Annotated in this window: 19 protein-coding genes; 7 read left to right on the top strand and 12 right to left on the bottom strand. The window is 64.4% G+C overall.

The genetic code is table 11. From position 1 onward, the window contains the following. Positions 1-3 precede the first annotated feature (3 nt). The 7 genes from HNP02_RS36650 to HNP02_RS36620 form a co-directional block, all read right to left on the bottom strand. Complete coding sequence (locus HNP02_RS36650; protein ID WP_184445559.1) at positions 4-573, bottom strand: hypothetical protein; 570 nt, start codon at positions 571-573, stop codon at positions 4-6. Further along, positions 570-1,331: an SDR family NAD(P)-dependent oxidoreductase gene (locus tag HNP02_RS36645; RefSeq protein ID WP_184445558.1), complete on the bottom strand. Its 762-nt coding sequence runs from the start codon at positions 1,329-1,331 to the stop codon at positions 570-572. Before HNP02_RS36645 ends, HNP02_RS36650 begins: the two co-directional genes overlap by 4 nt. Before the next feature lie 66 nt (positions 1,332-1,397). Then, positions 1,398-2,357, bottom strand: coding sequence for an ABC transporter permease (locus tag HNP02_RS36640; protein WP_184445557.1), 960 nt, complete (start codon positions 2,355-2,357; stop codon positions 1,398-1,400). 11 nt (positions 2,358-2,368) lie between these two features. Then, the gene (locus HNP02_RS36635; RefSeq protein ID WP_184445556.1) at positions 2,369-3,343 is read right to left on the bottom strand and encodes an ABC transporter permease; all 975 of its coding nucleotides are present in this window, start codon (positions 3,341-3,343) and stop codon (positions 2,369-2,371) included. Further along, a complete protein-coding gene (locus HNP02_RS36630; RefSeq protein WP_184445555.1) occupies positions 3,340-4,407 on the bottom strand; it encodes an ABC transporter ATP-binding protein in 1,068 nt (355 codons plus the stop codon). The genes HNP02_RS36635 and HNP02_RS36630 overlap by 4 nt, the downstream gene beginning before the upstream one ends. Then, positions 4,404-5,477 carry an ABC transporter ATP-binding protein gene (locus tag HNP02_RS36625; RefSeq protein ID WP_184445554.1) on the bottom strand — a complete coding sequence of 358 codons (1,074 nt, stop codon included), beginning with the start codon at positions 5,475-5,477 and terminating at the stop codon, positions 4,404-4,406. The genes HNP02_RS36630 and HNP02_RS36625 overlap by 4 nt, the downstream gene beginning before the upstream one ends. Before the next feature lie 46 nt (positions 5,478-5,523). Then, a complete protein-coding gene (locus tag HNP02_RS36620) occupies positions 5,524-7,275 on the bottom strand; it encodes an ABC transporter substrate-binding protein (protein ID WP_221318422.1) in 1,752 nt (583 codons plus the stop codon). A 401-nt stretch (positions 7,276-7,676) separates the two neighbouring features. Here HNP02_RS36620 and HNP02_RS36615 point away from each other — a divergent pair, with 401 nt between their 5' ends. Continuing rightward, a complete protein-coding gene (locus HNP02_RS36615; protein WP_184445552.1) occupies positions 7,677-8,816 on the top strand; it encodes a pyridoxal phosphate-dependent aminotransferase in 1,140 nt (379 codons plus the stop codon). Positions 8,817-8,871: 55 nt separating this feature from the next. On the opposite strand, the gene HNP02_RS36610 is transcribed toward HNP02_RS36615, so the two are convergent. Further along, entirely contained in the window at positions 8,872-9,804 is a 933-nt protein-coding gene (locus HNP02_RS36610) for an acetamidase/formamidase family protein (protein WP_184445551.1), read from the bottom strand. A gap of 132 nt (positions 9,805-9,936) precedes the next feature. On the opposite strand from HNP02_RS36610, the gene HNP02_RS36605 reads away from it, so the two are divergent. After that, positions 9,937-10,635: a GntR family transcriptional regulator gene (locus HNP02_RS36605; protein ID WP_255507403.1), complete on the top strand. Its 699-nt coding sequence runs from the start codon at positions 9,937-9,939 to the stop codon at positions 10,633-10,635. Positions 10,636-10,833: 198 nt separating this feature from the next. Next, positions 10,834-11,409 (top strand): dihydrofolate reductase family protein, encoded by a 576-nt coding sequence (locus tag HNP02_RS36600; protein ID WP_184445549.1) that lies wholly within the window; start codon positions 10,834-10,836, stop codon positions 11,407-11,409. A gap of 34 nt (positions 11,410-11,443) precedes the next feature. Here HNP02_RS36600 and HNP02_RS36595 read toward each other — a convergent pair whose 3' ends face one another. Further along, complete coding sequence (locus HNP02_RS36595; RefSeq protein ID WP_184445548.1) at positions 11,444-12,793, bottom strand: serine-threonine protein kinase; 1,350 nt, start codon at positions 12,791-12,793, stop codon at positions 11,444-11,446. 19 nt (positions 12,794-12,812) lie between these two features. Beyond that, the gene (locus HNP02_RS36590; protein ID WP_309241823.1) at positions 12,813-14,825 is read right to left on the bottom strand and encodes a S8 family serine peptidase; all 2,013 of its coding nucleotides are present in this window, start codon (positions 14,823-14,825) and stop codon (positions 12,813-12,815) included. Positions 14,826-15,300: 475 nt separating this feature from the next. Between HNP02_RS36590 and HNP02_RS36585 the strand changes: the two genes are divergently transcribed. Next, positions 15,301-15,957 carry a DUF6636 domain-containing protein gene (locus HNP02_RS36585; RefSeq protein WP_184445547.1) on the top strand — a complete coding sequence of 219 codons (657 nt, stop codon included), beginning with the start codon at positions 15,301-15,303 and terminating at the stop codon, positions 15,955-15,957. A gap of 11 nt (positions 15,958-15,968) precedes the next feature. Continuing rightward, positions 15,969-16,757: an esterase gene (locus HNP02_RS36580; RefSeq protein ID WP_184445546.1), complete on the top strand. Its 789-nt coding sequence runs from the start codon at positions 15,969-15,971 to the stop codon at positions 16,755-16,757. Between the two features lie 11 nt (positions 16,758-16,768). On the opposite strand, the gene HNP02_RS36575 is transcribed toward HNP02_RS36580, so the two are convergent. Both HNP02_RS36575 and HNP02_RS36570 read right to left on the bottom strand, forming a co-directional pair. Further along, a complete protein-coding gene (locus HNP02_RS36575) occupies positions 16,769-19,009 on the bottom strand; it encodes an MDR family MFS transporter (protein WP_184445545.1) in 2,241 nt (746 codons plus the stop codon). 159 nt (positions 19,010-19,168) lie between these two features. Beyond that, entirely contained in the window at positions 19,169-20,224 is a 1,056-nt protein-coding gene (locus tag HNP02_RS36570; RefSeq protein ID WP_184445544.1) for a M42 family metallopeptidase, read from the bottom strand. A gap of 264 nt (positions 20,225-20,488) precedes the next feature. Between HNP02_RS36570 and HNP02_RS36565 the strand changes: the two genes are divergently transcribed. Then, positions 20,489-20,839: an aminopeptidase gene (locus HNP02_RS36565; RefSeq protein WP_184445543.1), complete on the top strand. Its 351-nt coding sequence runs from the start codon at positions 20,489-20,491 to the stop codon at positions 20,837-20,839. A 103-nt stretch (positions 20,840-20,942) separates the two neighbouring features. Further along, positions 20,943-21,425 (top strand): hypothetical protein, encoded by a 483-nt coding sequence (locus HNP02_RS36560; protein ID WP_184445542.1) that lies wholly within the window; start codon positions 20,943-20,945, stop codon positions 21,423-21,425. The last annotated feature ends 6 nt before the right edge of the window (positions 21,426-21,431 follow it).

Here is a 21,431-nt window from a genome sequence, read left to right as displayed (position 1 = left end):
CGCTCAACCGCCCATCAGATTTACGAGCACGAATACGGGACGATGGGTGGTCCGCGAGAACTGCCAGGCCCGCTCGATCTCAACTGCCCAGCGATCGATCGGCGTGCGGGTGTCGAGTTGGAACCACCGAACGCCCGCGGCGTCGAGCAGTGCCTCGGTGCGCTCACTGATCGTGTGAATCATCGAGTTGTACTCACCTAGACCACCTCGGCGCGTGACGACACCGAAGAGCGGCACGTGGTACGGCTGCGGAAGTGTCAACAGCGCGGTCAGCAGGTTGCCGATTCCGTTGTCCTGAAAGATCAAAACCGTCCGGGAATCGGCGAGCTCGAGACCGGTTGCGATGCAGATGCCCTCTTCCTCGCGAGGCATGGCGAAGACTCGGCGTCCGTCACGGGCGCCCAAGCCGCTGATGAAGTGATCGAGCACGATCTTCAGCGTGCTGCTGGCCAGATGCAGGACGAACGCGGGGTCGATCGCCTCGATGCCGGCTATCACAGCGCGGCTACGTCGGTCGAGAAGGTCTTCCTGCGAATCCGTCGCTGCGGGTGCGGCGAGTACGTCGTCGATCACAGCTGCACGCCGCGAGTCAGAGCCCCATCGACGACGAGGTTGGTGCCGCTGGTAAAGCTCGACACCGGGCTGGCCAGGAATGCCACCGCGGCCGCCATCTCGTGCACCGTGCCCATACGCCCCATCGGGATGAGGGCAAGGGTCTTCGCGAACATCTCGGGTCGGTTCCGCTGCGTGTCATCCCAGCTGCCACCGTCGAACAGGGTGTTGCCGGGCGAGACCGTGTTGGCCCTGATTCCCTTTGGGGCGAGGCGATAAGCCAATCCTTGCGTGTAGTGAACCAATGCCGCCTTGACGGAACCGTACGGTCCTTCGAAGGCGTCGATCTCCCGGCCCGACACGCTTGAGACGGTGACAATCGAGCCAGCCGAGCTTCGCTCCAAGTGAGGCAGCGCCGCATTGACGAGCCGAACGGATCCCATCAGGTCGATCTGCACGCACTTGGCCCAGGTCTCTTCATCATCCGCGCTCTGCATCGCGCTGACATTGGCGACGACGATGTCAATGCCGCCTAGGCGGCTGGCGGAGTCTTCCACCCAAGACGCCAACGCCGAGGCGTCGGCAACATCCAGAGCTGAGCCGATCACCTGCGCGCCACGGCCTGACAGTTCGCGTTCGGCGTCCGATACCGAGTCGGGGTTGCGAGCGCAGAACGAGACAGAAGCGCCCTCTTCGATCAGGGTTTCTGTGATCGCCCGTCCAATTCCCTTGGTGCCACCCGTTACCAGTGCCCTCAAACCGGCCAATTGCAGATCCATGCAGACCAAGTCCTCTCGATTGAATGAATACGTCCACGCGCACGATTCAGCGCGGCACAACGCATGTCAGGAAACCCGAACGCGGGCGTCCAGCACTGAATACAGGATGTCCACCACGATGTTGGCGACCACGACGAACGCCGACGCCAGTAGCACGAGCCCGATCACTGTCGGAAGATCCTGCTTCGACAACGCAGAGATCGCCAGCTCGCCAAGCCCGGGAAGCCCAAAGACGTTCTCGGTGACGATCGCTCCCCCGAGGAGCGTGCCGACGTCGATACCGAACTGGGTGACGACGGGAGTCAGGCCAGCACGCAACCCATGACGGTAGATGACTCTGCGTCGGCTCAAACCCTTCGCACGCGCCGTGCGGATGTAGTCCTCACCCAGGACGTCGAGCATTGATCCACGGGTGAGTCGGACGTACGTCGCCGCGGTGACCAACGCGATGGTGAACCAGGGCAGCAGCAGGTGTCTGGCCCACTCGACTGGGTCCTCGAGGAGTGATGTGTATCCCGCTCCTGGGAACAGATCGATGCCGATGAGATGCAGGCGGAAGAAGAGGAGCAGTAACAAGACCTCGCCGAGCAGAAATGTCGGCATCGAATAGAAGAGCAGCGAGAATCCTGTTGCCGTCCTGTCGATCACGGAACGTGGGCGCGTCGCGGCTAGAACACCGATGCCCACGCCCATGAAGAGCCAGAGGACCGCACCGCCGATCACCAGCGACGCCGTCACCGGCAGACCATTGCTGATCAAGCTCGTCACTGGTTCTGCATTGGTGTACGAGTATCCGAAGTCGCCGTGCAGCGCGCGCCACAGGAAACTGCCGTACTGCGCAATGACCGGTCGATCCAGCCCGAGGTTGTGCCGGATCGCCGCGATCGTCGCCTCACTGGCCTGCCGGCCGGCCAAGGTTCGCGCCACATCGTGAGGAGCGATGAAGTACATGATGAACACCGTGGTAGCGACCAACCACATCACCACAACGCCAAAGCCAACTCGGCGTAGCAGAAAACGCAACATGTCGGCGATCCCTACCGCTTGACTTCGGACCCGATGAACCGTCGGCTCCCGCCGGGATCGAAGGCGTCCCGCACGCAGTCACCGAGCAGATTGAACGCCATCGTCGTGATCAGCAGGGCCAGGCCAGGGAACGCGACGAACCACCACGCCACTCGGTAGTAGGCGATTGACTCGGACAGCATGTTTCCCCACGTAGCCGTGGGCGGAAGCACACCAATACCGAGGAACGACAACGTCGACTCGAAGACGATGGACAAGGGGATCAGCATCGTGGCGTACACGATTGTCGGTGCCAGGACGTTGGGCAGGATGTCGACGAACATGATCCGTAGGTGACTGGCGCCGACCGAACGTGCCGCCTCTACGAACTCGCGCTCCTTTATCGACAGCACCTGTCCGCGGACGATGCGGCCCACGGACGCCCACGAGAAGAAGGCGATCACCGCGACCGAGATCGTCAAGCTCGGCCCTAGCAGCGAGACCAGTGCAATCGCGAAGACCAGGTACGGCAGGGAGAGGACGACATCCATGAACCGGGACAACACGCTGTCGACCGGACCCCCGAAATATCCTGCGGTGAGACCGACGACCACTCCCACGACGACAGCAAGGCCGGAAGCCACTACACCTACCAGCAGCGATATCCTGGCGCCGTAGATCACGCGTACCAGCACGTCCCGCCCCAGGTCGTCGGTTCCGAACAGGAAGGTCGAACCGGGTCCGACAGGAATGCCTTGTGGGCTGAGGCCCGTCGTACGGAACTGCTCATTCGGGCCATGACCCACTAGGTGCGCTATCAGCGGGGCGAACAGCGCGAGCAGAACGATCACGCCAATCACGATCGACGACCCGACGGCCACCTTGTCGTGGCGCAGCCGTAGCCAGGCCAGCTGCCACGGACTACGACCCTCGATGGCCTCGCCGGCGGCGGGCGCACTCGGACTAAGGACGGCTTGTTCGAGGGCCACAGCCGGTGTCAGAGTCATTGCTGCTCCTGTCGTCCAGGCGTCAGGGCTTCGCCATCCTCGACGGGGAAGTGGCAAGCCACGGCATGGTTGTGGCCGCTTGGGTCTGGATGGCCCAGAGCGGGATCTTCGAGTTCGCACCGGCCCTGCGCCCGGGCACAGCGCGGATGGAACCTGCAGCCGGACGGCAGGTGGATCGGTGACGGCGGATCGCCCCTGAGAACGATCCGGTCGTCTCCGTTGACCAGGTCCGGGTCCGGCGTCGGAATTGCCGATAGCAATGCCTGGGTGTAGGGATGGCGCGGCCGACGGAAGAGCTCTTCGGTCTCCGCGACCTCGACGATCCGGCCCAGATACATCACTGCTATGCGATCACAGACGTGTCGTACAACGGACAGATCGTGGGCGATGAAGATGTACGTCAGTCCGAGCTTCACCTGCAGGTCGGCCAGAAGGTTGATGATCTGCGCCTGAATCGAGACGTCCAGCGCTGAGACCGGTTCATCACACACCACGAGTTCTGGGCGCAGGGCCAAGGCCCTGGCAAGACCGATGCGTTGTCGCTGGCCACCTGAGAATTCCGCCGGAAAGCGGTTGTAGTGCTCGGGATTGAGGCCGACCAGCTGCATCAGCTCCAGTACTTTGCTCTTGCGCTCGGCGCCCTTGGCCAACCCGTTGGCAGCAAACGGATCGGCGATGATCGATCCGACCCGGCGGCGTGGATTGAGCGAGCCGTACGGATCTTGGAAGACCATTTGCATCCGCTGGCGATATGGACGGAGTTCGCGCGCCGACAGGCGAGATATGTCTTGGCCGGCAAAGGAAACCGTGCCAGAGGTGAGGTCATGGAGCCGAGTGATGCATCGAGCCAAAGTCGACTTGCCGCAACCGGTCTCGCCGACCAGCCCAATTGTCTCGCCACGGCGAATCTGGAGGCTGACCCCGTCGACCGCACGCAGCTGCTCCCGCGCTCTGCGCACCAGCCCGCCCGAGGCGACCGGGAAGTGTTTGACGACGTCGGTCAACTGCAGCAACGTCTCCGTTGATGCCGAGAGGGCCGCTGTCGGCGTGGTCCGTGCTTTCAAGTTGACGCCGACTCATCGTGCGTCGAAGCCACAGGGATCCGCTCATCGTGACCATGGGCACGAGCGACCCGATGCCGGCGCATGACCACATCGGGTGCCGTGCCGACCGCATCCGGTGGGAGCCAGCAGGCCGACCGGTGATCGAGTCCCCCGGCGACCTCGACGATCCCGGGCTGCTCGACGCGGCAGAGATCCATCGCATAGCTGCACCGTGGGTGGAATGGGCATCCCGGCGGAACTCGCAACAGGCTGGGCGGCAGCCCCGGAATGGATTTCAGCGTGTTGCCGCGCCTTCCCCGCTGGGGCAGCGAGCCGATCAATCCTTCCGTGTAGGGATGATGCGGTTGGTGGTAGAGGGTCCGCTTGTCGGCGAACTCGCAGGGCTTCCCCGCATACATGACGACGACCCGGTCAGCCATGTCCGCGATGACTCCCAAGTCATGGGTAATCATGATCACGGCCGTACCGAACTCGTGCTGCAGCCGCTTGATCAGCGTCATGATCTGCGCCTGCACCGTAACGTCCAGCGCGGTGGTTGGTTCATCGGCGATCAGCAGTTTGGGGTTGAGCGCAAGCGCCATCGCGATCATCGCTCGTTGCCGCATGCCACCGGAGAACTGATGCGGATAGTCGTGCACGCGCTTGTCTGGCATCGGTATCCCGACCAGACCGAGCAGCTCTACCGCACGCTGTCGAGCCTGCTTCTTGGAAACCCGCTCGTGGGCCCGGATCATCTCGATGATCTGCCAGCCCACCCGATAGTGAGGATGAAGACTCGACAGTGGATCCTGAAAGATCATGCCGATCTCGGCCCCGCGAATCCGCCGCAGATCCGCGTCGGACATCCCGAGCAGTTCCTTGCCCTCGAATCGTGCGCTGCCCGAGACCCTCGCTCCCTGCGTCAACCCGACGATCGTCTGAGTCGACACGCTCTTGCCGGACCCCGATTCACCGACGATTCCGAGGGTCTCGCCCTGCTCGACCGCGAAACTGAGCCCGCGCACCGCCGATAGCACGCCGTCGGGCGTCGCGAATGTGACATAGAGGTCGTCTACCTCGAGCAGCGACATGCATTCTTCCCGGCCGACTCAGCCGGTCCTTCGGTTGACGGGCCCATCAGTTCTTCAACCAGACGTTGGTGATGTCGAAGTTTTCGTTGATGGGCAGGTACAGGGTGTTCATCAGGCGGGAGGACTTGTAGAGCGGGACATCGACGATCGCCAACGGAATGAACGCTGCGTCCGTCATGCTCTGCACCGAGACCTGATGCCACAGGTCGGAGACCTTCGCCTGTTCCGAGCTCGGCAGCGACAACGCCTGGTCAACAAGTCCGTTGGTGATCGGGCTGTTGTAGTCACCGTAATCAACGGAGTTCGGACCGTAGTTCGGGCCATCGGTCATGGGCTGCAAGACTGCTCGGCCGTTGTTGCCGAACCAGTCGGGCACCCACGACAGCAATGCGATGTCCCACAACCCTCGCTGACCGCTTGTCGGGTCGGAGATGTATCGAACCGTGAAATCGGTTTGGGTAGCGGATACCAGCTGGACCGTCACTCCCGCGGCCTGGAGATCCGCCTGCATCAGCTCGGCGATCTTGGGACTCTGAGAAGTGGTGGGGAAGAGCACCTTGAGCGTGAGCCCATTCGGATAGCCGGCAGCTGCCAGCAGCTGCTTCGCCTTTTCCGGGTCACCCTTGCTACCCGGTGTCGGATACAGATCGAATGGCTGGTACCCAACGTCGATCGGGGTGAGCATCTGACTTGTTGGATTGGCGATCTGGGTTCCACCCAAGGCCTGCGCGATGGCTGTCTTGTCGATCGCGTACTCCAATGCCTGCCGCACCTGGACGTTCTTCATCGCGGAGTTCTCGTTCGGACTCTGCTGATTGAAGACGGCGTAGTTCACCGCCGCGCTCGAATTGACGGACAAGTTGGGGTCACCGGTCAGCCCGGGCAGATCCGGGGTGGGGACGACCACGTCCCAACCCATGTCGGTGGTACCAGCCTGAATCTGCTGCTGAACTGCCTGCGGGGTCTGTCCCTGGTTGATCGTGATCTTGTCGACGTAGGCCTTGCGGAGCGGATCACTGCTCGCCTTCCACGCCGGGTTCCGCTCCAGGACCATCTGCGTTCCCGGGGTGTAGCTGGTGATCATGTACGGGCCGTCGGAAAGCAGGTGTGCTCGAAATTCCGGGCTGTTCGGGACGTACTGCAGGTACTCAACCGGTACGGCAGACGCGAACGGCTCCGCAATGATGTCGAGAAAGTCACTGGTCGGGTGGGTCAGTTGGAAGACGATCGTCTTGGGATCCGGCGCTGTCACGCCGGAGATCTCGTTTCCGTTGATGTAGCTGGAGATAGCGGCCGCAGTCCCGTCGATCTTCGCTTCGGCCGCACAGTATTCGGCCATGCCCTTGATCGTCTTGGTGAAGTAGCTCGGAGCACCTACCGGCGCAACCGGGTTGCACATCCGCTTGAAGCTGCGAACGAAGTCGTCCGCCGTCACCGCCCGCGCCGGGGACGAGTTCCACATCACGTCGTCACGCAGATGGATCGTGTAAGTGCTGCCGTTGTTGGAGATTCCACCGTTCGCATCCGTCGGCAGCTCGCTGGCGACGTCCGCGACCGGACTCTGAACGATCTTGGCGTCTGCGCTTGCCGGGTAGCTGAACAGCTGTCGAGTCCAGGCCCGCTCTTCGGTGTGTGTGTCGGTGTTGTAACCGGCGGTGGGATCCATGAAGTCGATGTCACCGAGGCCACCCAGGACCAACGATCCGCCCGAATGCGGGGCTGACTGGTCGGCTGACTTGCCGGAGCAGGCCGAAACCAGGAGCCCAAGGGCGGCAACCGCTGCGATGGCCGCGGTCACGCGGCGATTTCTGGGCACGGTCTCGGTGTCTCCTGTCTTCGGGTAGCTGCTGCCACCACAACCAGCGGGTACAGATATATCGAGGGATCGACCTACGCGAATTGCCTCGCCACGTTGCGGGACCCACCACGATTTGTGGGACGTTAGCCCAAACCGAGGTCAACAGCAGGTTCAAAAACCGAATGTTAACATTCGGAATGTTAGTGAGTTGACTCCATTGGGTCAAGGCTGGCCGCCGAGACGGCGACCCGATCCTGCATGAGGTCCGCAGCGTCGAACGGCTGGCCATCGTGCTCCTGGAGCCAGCCGCGTCGCCGTGGGACGTCCCGCCCGAAGTCCGTATCCCGCCCGGTTGCCACGCGAAACGTGACCGCAAGACAAGGATTGCGAAGGTAGGAAGAATGCTGTTTCGACATTCACGCGCCATCGAACGCGTGGCGCGTGCGTCCCTGCGGCCGGCCGGGGGAAGCCAGCCACCAGGCACGATCTCGCTTGCCCAGGGTGAGCCGGATTTCCCGACACCCGCGCCGATCGTCGATGCTTTGAACCAGGCGGTTCGCGACGGGTACACGCGCTACGGCGACATGAACGGTGACCCCGAGTTGCGCGAGGCGATTGCGGAGCACGCCAGCCGCATATCGCGGACGCCGTATTCGGGCGATGCTGTCCTCGTCACCCATGGTGGAGCGGCGGCGATCACCGCAGCAATCTTGGCAACCGTTGATCCGGGGGACCGCGTCGTGATTCCGGAGCCCACATATTCCCTCTATCCAGACGCCGTGGCACTCGCCGGCGGTCAACCCGTGTTCGTTCCCAGCCAGCCCGATCATCATTTGGACTTCGATCGCCTGGAAGCTGCGTTGGGCCAAGCCCGGATGATCGTTCTGTGCAACCCCGTCAACCCCACCGGCGTAGTGTTCGGTGCAACCGAACTCGAACGCCTAGGAGAATGCCTAGCTGGTACGGACACCCTCCTGCTCGCCGACGAGGCCTACGCCGACATCGTCTACGACGCTCGTCCGTTTACCTCGACGCTGGCCGTGCAGTCCTTGCGTGAACGGCTGATCTACGTTCAGACCCTGTCCAAGACGTATGCAATGACAGGCTGGCGCGTTGGCTACGTTGTCTCAGCCGAACCGATCGCGGCGTCGATCCGGCACGTGCACCGCACCATGAACAGCTCCGTGAATGCGGCAGTACAGCGAGCAGCATTGGCGGCGATCCGGCTCGGACCGGACCTTGCCGCTCCGATGCTGGCCGCCTACCAAGACCGACGCGACTACCTGATGGCTCGCATCTCGAGGATGGAGCGGCTCGACGCCTATCAGCCCGATGGTGCGTTTTACTACTTCACGCGTTACGCGAGTGCCTTACCCGCCAACGTGGTCTTGGAGCGTCTACTCGCCGGCGGCGTAGCTGTACGGTCGGGCGCAGAGTTCGGACCATCGGGTCAGGGCCACCTCCGCCTTTCCTTCGCGACGAGCATGGAGAACCTCGAAGAAGGCCTCGACCGTATCGAAGCGGTACTCGACACCCTCTGAGCAGGTTCGGACCGCGAATCCGTGGCGACGTCGGCTGGCCCGACGTTGCCAGGCGCTACCCGGCGCTTCTTCGAAGCGCGTCGTCTTCGAGAACGGCGTGCACGCCCCAAACGCCGTTCGCCACCTGCGTGATCCGAAGATCAACGACTGTGCTCGCCAACGCGAGCGCCTCACTCCGCGTGACTGCGAAGAGTCCTTCCATCCAGGTGAGCATCGCATCCAGCGCCGCGGCGGATGCGCTGTTGAGGTCGCGGTCGAAACCGAAGGTGATCCGGCTGCTCGGCGTCTTCGCGTAGGGCGTCGTCACCACTGGCGCTGCTTCTACGGTCAACTGGAGTTCGGCGGTGGTGGGGCACTCGATGGCGCTGCCGGAGACCTCTCCATCGCCTTGGCGTGCGTGGCCGTCGCCTACCGACAGCAGCGCCCCCTCGACGGAGACCGGGAGGTAGAGAACGCTGCCCTGAACCAAGTCCTTGCAGTCAATGTTGCCGCCGCAATACCGCGGTGGAGTTGTGGAGAACTCGCCAGCTTCTGCGGGTGCCAGTCCGATTACCCCGAGAAACGGACGCATATCGACGCTGAAACCGAGATTGCTGGTGGCTATCTGCATCTGCGAATCCAACCGCCACTGCAATGCGACCATCGGCGCGGTCGAGGTATCCAAATAATCCATGAACCTCTCTTTCCGGTCACCACCGATGGTCCAACCCCAGTCACCCGTCCTCAGGCTTACGAGATCGATGGCGAGCGCGGTGCCGGGCAGAGCGGAACGGACGAAGATCGGTCCGCACAACGCGTGTCCACGGGCGCCGGGAAGGAAGGTCTCACCGAATTTGCCTGGGGCCGTGGGTTTCTCCAGGTAACCACGAGCATCGAGTGATGTGACGGTGACGGTGTCGCCGGAATCGACGTGCAGGACTGGGGGGAGAGCACGGCTGAAGTAGTCGTGCACCGTGCCCGGGCCGGGCTCCAGAAAGTGATGGGTCAATCCGTGCCTTCGGCGCCGGGCCCTCGCCGAGAAGCGAACGCGAGGGATGGACAAGACCCACCCTAGATTGCTAACTTTCTGGATGTCAACAATTTGCAAAGAGTTGCGACGTGGGTAAAGAGGGGGGTGGACATGCAACCGGCCCGGCGAAGGGGTCTGACCGACGAAGTCGCGGAGAACATCCGCCAGGCGATCTTCGACGATTCGCTCCGACTCGGTGAACGCCTGAACGAGGTTGACATAGCGGACCGCCTACAGGTGAGCCGCGGACCTGTCCGGGAGGCCCTCGTCCAGCTCAAGCAAGAGGGCATCGTCACGATGGATTGGCATCGCGGCGCCTTCGTCGTGAAACTTTCGGCGACGGACTTCCGAGAGCTTGGGAGCCTGCGGACCGTGTTGGAAGTGTTCGCGATAAGGGAGGCCGCTGTTGCCGCCACCCAAGCTGATCTGGACAGTCTCGCCGCTGCGGTCAAGGCCATGTCCAAAGCCTTGGTCGATGAGAACGATTTTGTCCTGATCAAACTCGACATCGAGTTTCACGACGCGCTCTATCGAAGCGCGCACCATGAGCGCTTGTGGAACTCATGGAGCTCGATCAGATCACAAGTGCTGCTTTCGTTGCTGACGAAAAGGCATGCATCCAACGAGTACTACCGGGACGCTGTCATCGCCGAGCACGACGAGCTGCTGCAGGTCATCAAGGGTCGAAATGTCGAAGCCTGCGAAAGGGCAATCCGGATCCATCTGTCTGCCACCTACGACCGGCTAATCAGCAGTTTCGATGGCGCTGATGCACCTGTGGCGCCGCCCCACGGGGCCGGCGACGGCTGACCTGCATTTCTACCTCGACGTTCGCGCCGACCAGAAGACGTCACGTTGATTGTCCGGCGTCGGGTGTGCGTAGAAGTCCGGCACGCACGCCGCCGAGGCCGGCGGAGCGCACTGTCAGGGCCGTCCGACCGCGATGAGTTTCGCGGTGGACACCAGTCAGTACGTACAACACCGTCGACCACCCAAGAGGGGAACGAGATGACCGCCACCTACACCTTCGACGTCTTCTCCAGCCTCGACGGCTACGGTGCCGCAAGCGCACCCTGGACCGGTTACTGGGGCAAGCAAGGCCCCGAGCTGCTCGACAGGCGCCTAGCCCTCTACGACACGGAGCAGCGAATGGTGTTCGGTGCCAACACTTATCGAGAGTTTGCGCAAATGCTGGCCGATAGCACCGAGGCCTCTGACGTGCGCGACCCATGGGTGACCAAGATGTGGAGATCGCCGGCAACGGTCGTGTCGACGACGCTGGAAGGACCCCTCGACTGGCCGGACGCGACCCTCGTGAGCGGTGACGCCGTCGACGTCGTCGCCCGGCTCAAGGAGGAGTCCGACGTGCCGTTGCGCTCGCACGGCAGCCTCTCGATGAACCGGGCGCTGATGGCTGCCGGCCTGGTGGACCGCGTTCAAGTAACGCTCTTCCCGGTCATCACAGGTCAGACGGGGCTGAGTCCGATCTTCCAGGGTGCGCAGGATTTCGACCTCGAACTGATCGAGCACCGGACGCTGGACGGTCACATCCAAGAGCTCATCTACCGGCCCACCCTGCATTGACGCCCATCCGTGCATTACGACGGTTCGGACACCGTCATGCCGTCAGTTGCGCCGCGGACGCGACGATCCACGCCAGCTCCTCGTGAAAGATGTCGCTGTGCGCCCCGGAGGGCGGGTCGCCCTGCTTCACCACAGCAGAGGAATCGATGTTCAGGATCGCTCCCGTGCCGAAGGGATAGCTCGTACCGACCCGATCGATGAACTGCGTGGGACTGTTGAATGCGCCGAGGGACCCGATCGCGCGAAAGCGAAAGAGCGGGTCGTCAGCTCCCGCACTGTCATCACCCGACGCGGCCGACGCGAGCGGGTAACTCAAGCTCAGCGCCATGTCGTGACTCGAGAAGCACACCGTCAACGGTCCGTCGACGCGACTGAGCTGGCCCGCCAATGCGCCATTCGGGGGCACGGAATCAAACGGGAGTTCGTCGGTGAACGCGAACCGGGAGAAGGCACCTTCGAGCAGGGTGACCGATTTGACCGGCGGCGGGTCACCCAAAGGCAAGCCGGCCAACGCGAAGGAGACGACGCGGGCGCCGAAGCTGTGTCCCACCAGATGGATTCGCGGCGTCGGGAACTCGGTCGCGCTGGCGATCCGTCCGATCAGCGGGCCGACCCCGCGCTGCCCGACCACGCCTGCGCGATTCTTCATCTGCCAATAGGACACCCCGCGCAGCGCCTCCTTGGCGCCGTGGAAGAGCTTGCCGATTTGGTCGAATAGGCCCGCGCCGCCGCCTCCGCCGTTGGTGATGTCGACCCCCGAGGCGATCAGCGCATTGGCGTAGGCGCCGAAGACCTCGTTGGCGGTCTTGCCCTCTTGAAGCATTCCCGGCCGTTTGGACTCGGGAGCCTCACCGTCGGTGGACTCGACGGTCACTGCGTCGTTGAACCTCTGCATGGCGGCGAACATCTTGTCGGCGCGGTCCTGGTTCGGTTCGGCGGCGAGCAACGAGGCGATCTCGTCGAGTTCGGCGGCCCCCTGAGGGAACAGGGTTTGGAGGTCTTGCAGTTGTTCCGGGCTCAGGGCCGGCCCGTCCGCGACCGCAGTGGGGCTCTGGTTCAGTGCGGCCGCCCCGGGCGCGACTCCACCCGGCGTGGGGTCGAAGTCGGGGATGGGGACGTCGCGCCAGAGCTGCGAGGGCCACCGGATGCCGACGAATCCGACCTTCCGGTCGGCGCCGAGTTGGGCGTTCAGCAGGTCGAACCACTTCGCGTACAGCGCGGTTGCGGCCGCTTCGTCGTTGTTCCACCCGTGAGAGAACATCACCAGATCGGTGACCTTGCTGGCCGCGAGGTGATCGAAGAGTTGCTTCTCGCCGGCCGGGTCGACGTCGCCCTGCTCGTCGAACGAAAGGGCCCAAGGTCCTGGAACGGTAGGTGTGTTCATGTCGTCCTCTTCTCGGTGGTCATGGCGTCTGGAGTGCGCGCATCAGGTCGACCATTCCTGCGCCCTGGAAGCTCGGGTCGCGGTTCAGCGACGTGGCCGACGACGTGAAGATCTGCTTGATCTCGTCCGGCTTGCCTAGGTATTCGCGCTGCACCGACAGGAACGCTGCGACGGCACCCGACACGTGCGGGGCGGACATGCTAGTGCCGCTGTCCTCGATGTACACCGCGGCGCCGTCGTAGTCGGGGAACTGGGCTCTTTGGATGTTCTTCAGGTTCTGTCCGCCCGCGGCCGAGGTGATGCGTTCCCCTGGCGCCACCAGGTCCGGCTTGGGGCGGCCGTCTCCGGTCGGTCCGCGGGACGAGAAGTAGGAGATCCCGTTGGTGTGAGGCGAATCGCGGTGTGTGGAGCCCACGGTGATGGCCCGTTCGGCGTTGCCGGGATCGTTGATCGTGATGGCGGCGCTGAACTGGGTCACGTCCGATTGGCTCTCGTTGAGCGTGACGTAGCCGGAGTTGCCTGCCGCGACCACGACGACGACACCGGAGAGCACCAGTCGGTTCACCTCCAAGCACAGTGGGCTCTGTCCGCACCCGAACCAGTCGGCGAGGAAGCCGTACCCGAGGCTGAGGTTGACGCCGTGGATGCGGGCCAATTTCCCGCCGTCGGCATTCTTGTGGCGGACGTAGGCCAAGGCGGCCATCACGCGGGCGGTCCGCGCAGTGAGATCACCGAATTCGCTGAGCACCTTCAGGCTGACCAGTTTTGCCAGGGGTGCGACGCCGTTCAGGAGCTCGATGTCCACTGCGCGCGGCGCAAGGATGGGATCAGCGCCGCCGACGGCTCCGTTGTTCTTGCGCTTCTCTACGGCCAGTGCGTGGCGTGTGGGGTCGTCCCGATTCCACCGTTGCAGGCCACCGGCGATGATCCCGGCCACGTGCGTTCCATGCCCGTCGTCGTCGATCAACGCCTGAGCCGGATCGTCACTGCCGGAGACGAAGTCGCGATGTAGATCGGCCACCGACGGGTCGTCGAGCGTGTGGTCGCCCAGAAAGTGTGGATGATTCTTGTCGATGCCGGAGTCGATGACCGCCCATACGATGCCGTCGCCGAAGGCGGCGAACGACCGCTGCGCGGGTACGGCCTTGACCGTCGTACAGGACGCATCGATCTGGCGACGCACTTCGAAGTCCGGCCAGATGCGGAAGATGGCGCGCTTGGGCCAACCACCGGCGGCCGAGTCCGCCGTGGCGATGTTCTGCACTTGCCGCTTGGTCAGGTCACCCGACATGTACTGCTCGGCCACGACCACCGGTTCACCGTGGGCCCCGACCAGTTTCCACAACTCGTGCACTCGGATGATCGCACCGGCGACGCCGGTTGCTTGCGCCGGCTGCGAACCCACGCCGTACTGCAAGTTCAGCTCGATCATCACCGGCTCGGGTTCGTCGGTGTTGGCTTGATCGAGCGCCGCGGCGACGGTGCTGCCGACGGTGCGCACCCCTGGCCGGAGCCGGATGGAGTGCGAGGGCCCAACGAAGTCCGAGCTCGAGGTGTGCACCCGGGTCGGCGGCAATCTGTCTTGAAGCGGCGGCGTGACGACACCGGCCATCACGGGGCCCGCGGACGACACTCGTTCGGTGGTTGGCGTCGTGTCTTCGGCGACCCGCTCACCGAGCGCGCAGGCGGCCTCGGCTTCCTTGCGACCGGCGGCTGTGGTCGCCACCACGTCCTGACCGGCTGACTCGGTGCCGGCCCGGCCCTTGCGTCGACGCAGCAGCTTTCGGGTGACGAGTGCGGCCGTGGCCTCAACGACCCGCGCTTCCCACGACGGCCGCGCACCCTCGTACAACCGATCCCCCGGCAGGAACGCGGACGCGAACTTCGCGCCGACCATTTCCTTGAGCCGTGTCGGCGTCGCGGGCTGATCGATGGCCTCCAGTGCCTGCACCGCGCACAGCACTCTGGCCTGCCAGGAGACCTCCGGTGGCGGTGGCGGCGCGACGTCGCCGAGGTCCGGTTCGTCGGTCACGACGGCCTGCCCGGTGTCGTCACGTCGGGCCGGCCCAGTGGCCGCATCGACGAGATGCGCTCAATGTGAATGCGGTGTCGCATCTTTCGTGGCAGGCAGGGCCGCCAGATCGTCGCTCCCGGATGGCCCACGTGCGGTGCGCGGATTGCCATGATGTCATCCCCTATGCGACGCCGCGCCCCCTCGATGCGGCTACGCCGTTCGCAAATGCAAGGTACCTCGCAACGGCAGGCGCGCACCGTCGTTTGCGCGTTCATGACGCCGAAATCTGAGCATAGGACCGGACCGGCTGCGCTCATCCCTCGTTGCTACCCGACCGATCGGCGTGGGCATCGAGTACCGCACTACCCGTCTCTCGACCGATCTGCCGTGAGGCCAGACCTTCGGCGCGAGAGCTTCACCAAGATTCCGCCAAGAACGACACCGCATCCTTTCGGTCATCGGACATCACTACGTCCATCGAAAGGGGAACGACATGACCGAGAACTCGCACGACCACAGGGCCGTAATCGGCCATGACGCTCCGCGGTCGATCGCACGGCGACCTCGTGTGTACGTCTTCGCGCTTGCCGCGATGGCGCTCGCCGCGTGCGCACCGTCGACCGGCGCGAGCATGCCGCCAACCCCGAGGCTCACCCCCGTGATCTCGATGTCGACGGTGGCGCCACCCCCCGCGTCCCCTGCAACGCCGAGCACGACCGTGACCGTGACCGCACCACCGCCCGTCACCGTGACCGTGGCACCGACACCCGCGACGATCCCCGCCGGGCAGCACTTCACCGACGACGCCCCATTCCAGTCGCCCTCCGGCAACATCCAGTGCGCGACGTTCACCTACGGCGCCGGCGGCCACACCGTCCGCTGCGAGGTCGCCGACCACCAGTGGGTCGCCACCGAACCCGATGGCTGCCAAATGAACTGGGGTGACCGCGTCGGGTTGGAGGAAGGCTCCCCCGCAGTGTTCGGCTGCTACGGCCAGGAGATGCCCGTCCCCACCCACACGCTCGAATACGGCCAGATTCAAACCCTCGGCTCGCTGAGCTGCGACAGTGAAACCGTCGGCATCACGTGCATCGACACCAACACGGGGCACTACTTCTTCGTGTCGCGCGAGACTGTTCACCTCGGCTGATGGAGCTCCCCATGAGGACACGCAACGTCCTGATCGCACTCGTCGGTGCCACCGTCGTCATCGGCACGGCCGCCTGCGGCAACTCGAGCCCGAGCAAGCCGGGCCCGGCTTCGGAGACGGTAACGACACCACCGACGACGTCGGCGGCCACTACGACGTCACCGACGTCGACCCCGACCATCATGACTTCCGCGTCGTCGGCCTGCTCCGACCTCGGAGGAACGGTTGGCGCCGACCAGGTGTGCGCGGTGCACACCCAGACCCCCGGTTACACGATCGACATGAAGTTCCCTGCCGACTACCCCGACCAAGGGACCCTGTCAGACCTGCTCACCCGGGAGCGCGACCAGTTCGTGGAGGCGGTCAGCAAGCCGCCCCAGCCGCCATATGCCAAGGAACTCGACATCACGCCGACGACCTACCGTTCAGCGGCCGACGACGGCACGGAAAGCCTGGTGCTCGAGGAGCATGCCGACTACGGAGGCGCGCATCCGGTGACCTTCTACAACGCGCTGAACTACGACCTCGGCAAGAAGGCACCGATTACCTACGACACGCTGTTCAAGCCGGGCACCGACCCCGTCGCGGTGCTCGATCCGATCGTCAAGGCCGAGTTCGAGAAGCGGTTGCAAGGCACCCCCATCGACGACAACATTGGCGGCGCCAGGAACTACCAGAACTTCGCGCTCACCGACGACGCGGTCATCTTCTTCATCGGCCAGGGCGACTGGGCCTTCTCAGCCGCTGGGCCACAGCAGTTCTCGATACCTCGCAGCGAACTCGCGTCGATCCTGGCCTAACGCCGCGCGTCCTACCGGTGCGGAGGTCTTGGGTTTCCGCGCGGCGGACCGGGTGGCCGGAAGCGGGTGGTGGGCGGTTCGGACGGTCCGGGTCCACGGGTACGCCCTCGGGGGTCCGGGGCAGCCGGGCGCGGACGCATGGGCGGGGGCGATGGCCGCGGCGGCTGGGGCGCGCTCCTCAGCGGCTGGGGCGCCCTGCGAGGCGGACGCATCCGCATCGCCTGAGTCTCATCCTCCGTCCAATCCCGTTGCACCAGAACGTTTTGCGAGATGCGATCCAGCGCCTCTCTGACCTGGCCGTGATCCGGTCGGACCTGAAGGCCTGCGGATTGGACGAGCCCTCTGGTGAGCCACGCCATCGTGTCCGCGCGCACGACTTCCACCTGGTGCGCCCCAGCCGGGGTCAGCCAGAATACCTCTCCGCTTCGCTCGGCGTAGCCGGTGGCGGCGAGGCGGTCGAATGCAGGCTCGAGGATCTCCCGTGGCACCCTGACGTGCTCGGCGATGTCGCCGAGCCTGGCCTGCCCTGCGGCTTGCCCGAACCGGAAGACCTGCAACAACGCCCACAGCCGGCCGATGTCGAGCTTGCTTCCCGGACGTTCCGCGATCGCGCGCAGCTGCGTCCCGGAGCCTTGGCGAATCAGCCGGCCGACGGCGTTCTCCAGCAGCTGGTCCGGTGAGTCGGTCGTCGGCATCGCGAACCCCTCGCCCAGATTCGCCGCAGTGCTGACGTCGTTGTTGCGCAACGGAACCTGTTTGAGCGTCAAGGCCAACACGAAGCCGACCACTGCCACCGGCGCTGCACACAGGAACACCAGGTCCAGGGCATCGGCGTAGGCGGCCGCGATCGGTGCGGCTACCTCCGGGGCCAACCGGTGCAGCGCATCGGGAGACTGCGCCGCCTCCGGTGGTGCGCCGCTCTTGGCGATGGCGTCCGCCACTCGGCTGTGCAAGAAGTTGTTGAACAGCGAGCCGAACACTGCCGCGCCGAAGGAGCTACCGATGGTGCGGAAGAACGTGACACCGCCCGTCGCCACGCCAAGATCGGCGAAGTCGACGGTGTTCTGCACGATCAGCACCAACACCTGCATGCTCATGCCGATCCCCGCGCCCAGCACCACCAGGTACAGCGACTGCACCAACGTCGACGTGTCCGGACCCATCCGGGACAGCAGCACGAAACCGATTGCCATCACGGCTGTTCCGACCACCGGGAACAGCTTGTACTTCCCGGTGCGGCCGACGATCACACCGCTGCTCAGCGACATCGTCAGCATCCCGACCACCATCGGCAGGGTGTGCATGCCCGACGTGGTGGCCGACACGCCGTCGACGAATTGCATGAACGTCGGCAGGAAGGTCAAGGCGCCGAGCATCGCGAAGCCGACGACGAACGACAGCCCGCAGCAGACGGCGAAGACCGGCTCGCGGAACAGTCGCATCGGCAGAATCGGTTCGGCAGCCCGCAGTTCGACGGCGATGAAAGCGCCGATGGCGACCAGGGATCCGACGAAGAGCCCGATGATCATTGGCGAACCCCACGCGTAGGTGGTGCCGCCCCAACTGGTGGCCAGGGTGAGCCCCGTGGCGCCAAGACCGACCAGGACGATCCCGGCGTAGTCGATGACCGGGCGCGCCATCTTGCCGAGGTTGGGGATCGCGATGACGGCGACGACGAGCACGACGACCGCCACCGGCACGTTGATCCAAAACGCCCAACGCCAACTCAGGTGGTCGGTGAGGAACCCGCCGAGCAGCGGACCGATGACCGTCGTGACGCCGAACACGGCCCCAAGGGCGCCCTGGTACTTGCCGCGTTCGCGCAGCGGGATGACCTCGCCGATCACCGCGGTCGCGGTGACCATGATGGCCCCGCCGCCGATGCCCTGCAGGGCGCGCGCCGCCACCAGAACTTCGAACGAGCCGGCCAGCCCGCACACCACTGAACCGGCCATGAAGAACAGCACGGCAGCGATGAAGACGGTCTTGCGGCCGATCAGGTCGCCGAGCTTGCCGACGATCGCCGTCACGACGGTCGAGGCCAGCAGATAGCTGGTTACCACCCACGCCTGGTGGCCGGCGCCACCCAGGTCGGCCACCACGGTGGGCAGCGCCGTCGCCACGATGGTCTGGTCAAGGGCGGCCAGCAGCATCCCCAGCAGCACGGCCGTGAAGATCAGGTTGCGCCTCGGGGCCGCGACCTCGGCGTCACTGTGCTGCGGTTGGGGCGGACCGGTCATCGTTGCCGTCATGTGCGTCCTCGCTTGATGTCTATGGACAGTCGCCCTCGTATAACCGTTCTACGGGTCGGATACGCCTTTACGGGTTCGACACCCGGGCGACCGGCTGACCTCGCAGCCGACCCACAGCTTGCACGCGGCCCACGTCGCACCCAATTCGGGCAGGCTGGCTCACGCCCACCGTTCGAGGAAGCCGACCAGAACCTGCGCCATCTCACCAATGGCGTCGCGTCTGATCACTTCGTACCCGTGGGTGCTCAGCGTCGGCAGGCACAACAGCCCGGCCCGCGGCGCGAGCGCGCTGGCCTTCGAGTGGGAGGCGTCTGATTCGAAGGCGCCGAGCACCGCCGCTTGGGGCGACATTTCACGCTCGGCGGCGACGGCCATCAATGAGTCGGCGACGGTCTTGTCGTACACGCACTCGGCATCGCTGTACGCGATGATCGGCCCACCGGCGCATGTGGTCTGGTACTCGGCCTCCGTCGGCCCGACCTCCAGTGCGATCGTGAGATCGCCAGGCAGGCAACGGCTTGCGTAGGAGCCACCGACGCCGCCGACCTCTTCATTGGCGGTGAACACGAAGTAGACGTCGCCGGCGAGCGGACTGACTCGACTGGAGAGCCGCTGGGCTGCTTGCAGAAGCGCGGTGACTGCCGCGCGGTCGTCCATGAAGTAACAGCCGAGATAGTCGCCGAACTCGATCAGCGTGCGCTTGCTGTGGTGGATGCATACCCGGGTGCCGGGATGAACGCCTGCCGCAGCCAGCTCCTCCGACGAACGGCCGGTAAAGACGTAGACGTGGTGCCAGTCCATCGCCTTGTCACCCTGATCCGGCTTGGTCTCCCAGATCCGTTGACTGTCGTTGGTCGTATGTTCGGACCCGAGAGTGATTACACCGCATAAGATTTCGTCGTCTCCCAGGATCGAGACGGGGCCGAGCCCGAAGTTGCCCGGATACATCGTGCCCAGCTGTGCCACGTGCAGCGTCCCGTCGGGCTCGACGCGCTTGACGATCATCGACAGTTCGTCCATGTGCGCCATCAGCGGGACTGCCGGCGCGTCACCGCCGCGAAGGACACCCACGAGGTTGCCTGCTGGATCCACGGACGTCTCGTCGACCAACGGCTCGAGCTCGCGTCGGCACACGTCGCGAACGGCGTCCTCCTGGCCGCACGGGCCGTAGGTGGTCAGAAGTTCCCGCAACAGACCGTGTGCCTCGTCGACCATGGGTTCCTCTCGTCGATGGGCGCAGAACGTGCGCCGCCACTCGAGGGTTCCCGGTTCGCCGCGAATTGAATCGCCGCTGCTCGTCGCCTTCGCGGTCACCGACCGGGCTTCGGCTTCGGTCCTCTCTGGCCATTCGAATCTCCAACTGTTTGAAGTGTGGTGACCCGGGTACCAGTGGATATTCGACCAGGAGGTGCCCGATGCCGGCGAGACCGGTGCCGAACGCCGCAGTCAGGACGGATCAAATGACGAAGGAGCTCGAAAGTGACGGTACGACGGTTGGTCCTGTTGGTGGGCGCGGTGCTACTGGTGGCTGGAGTGATTGGGCTGTTGGTGCCCGTCTCCATCTCGAGCAGTGACGGTGCGGGCATCGGCTGTGGAAATGCGGTGGCGGCGGACACGTCCAACGCCCAAGCCGCCAACGACAAGTACGTGGTGGCAGAAATCCCGATTCTCAATCAGATGGTGCCGCATCGGGATTACGTGAGCGAATGTAAGTCTTCGATCTCGAGTCGACGAACCTGGACCATCCCGCTGACAATCGTTGGCGCGGTCGTCGTCGCAGCATCTTTCATGCTCCGTGGATCCCGAAGAGTCGGTGCCGAAACGCTCTGAACACCTCACCCCCCCCCCGCGGCGCGCGTGGTGGCACTCAAGGATCATGACGTCGCGACCGAACCGGATCCGCAAATCGTCGGATAGTCCTACGGTTGAGGGCATGACAGAACAGTCACCAGCGGTCTACCCCGCTCATCCACCCGAAGCGATGCTTCGTGTCGTCAACCCGATCCTGGCATTCCTGCTGCGCACCCCGGTCACGGGTTCCGCGCTCAAGGCCTTCTTGGTGTTGAAGTTCAAGGGACGCAAGACCGGGCGGCAGTTCGCACTGACCTTGAGCGCCCATCAGCTCGACGGCGACCTCTACGTCCTTACCGGCACGGCATGGCGGCTGAACTTCCGCGGCGGTGCCACCGCCGAGGTCGTGCACGCCGGGAAGACGACGACGATGCGCGGCGAACTCATCGAAGACACTGCGGTCGTCGCCGACCTGTCCAAGCGCATTGCCGAGTCCTACGGCGTGAAGGGCGCGCAGCGGGTGATGGGATTGAAGTTCCGCGATCCGCGAATCCCCACCCTCGAAGAGTTCACCGAGGCCGTCGAAACGAACCACCTCACCGCAATCCGGTTGACGCCAAGCTAGTAGTAG

Origin of the sequence: Mycobacterium sp. AZCC_0083 (assembly GCF_014202335.1) — a bacterium.
In the GTDB taxonomy this organism is placed as follows: Bacteria; Actinomycetota; Actinomycetes; order Mycobacteriales; family Mycobacteriaceae; genus Mycobacterium.
This window is presented reverse-complemented; position numbering and strand designations above follow the sequence as displayed.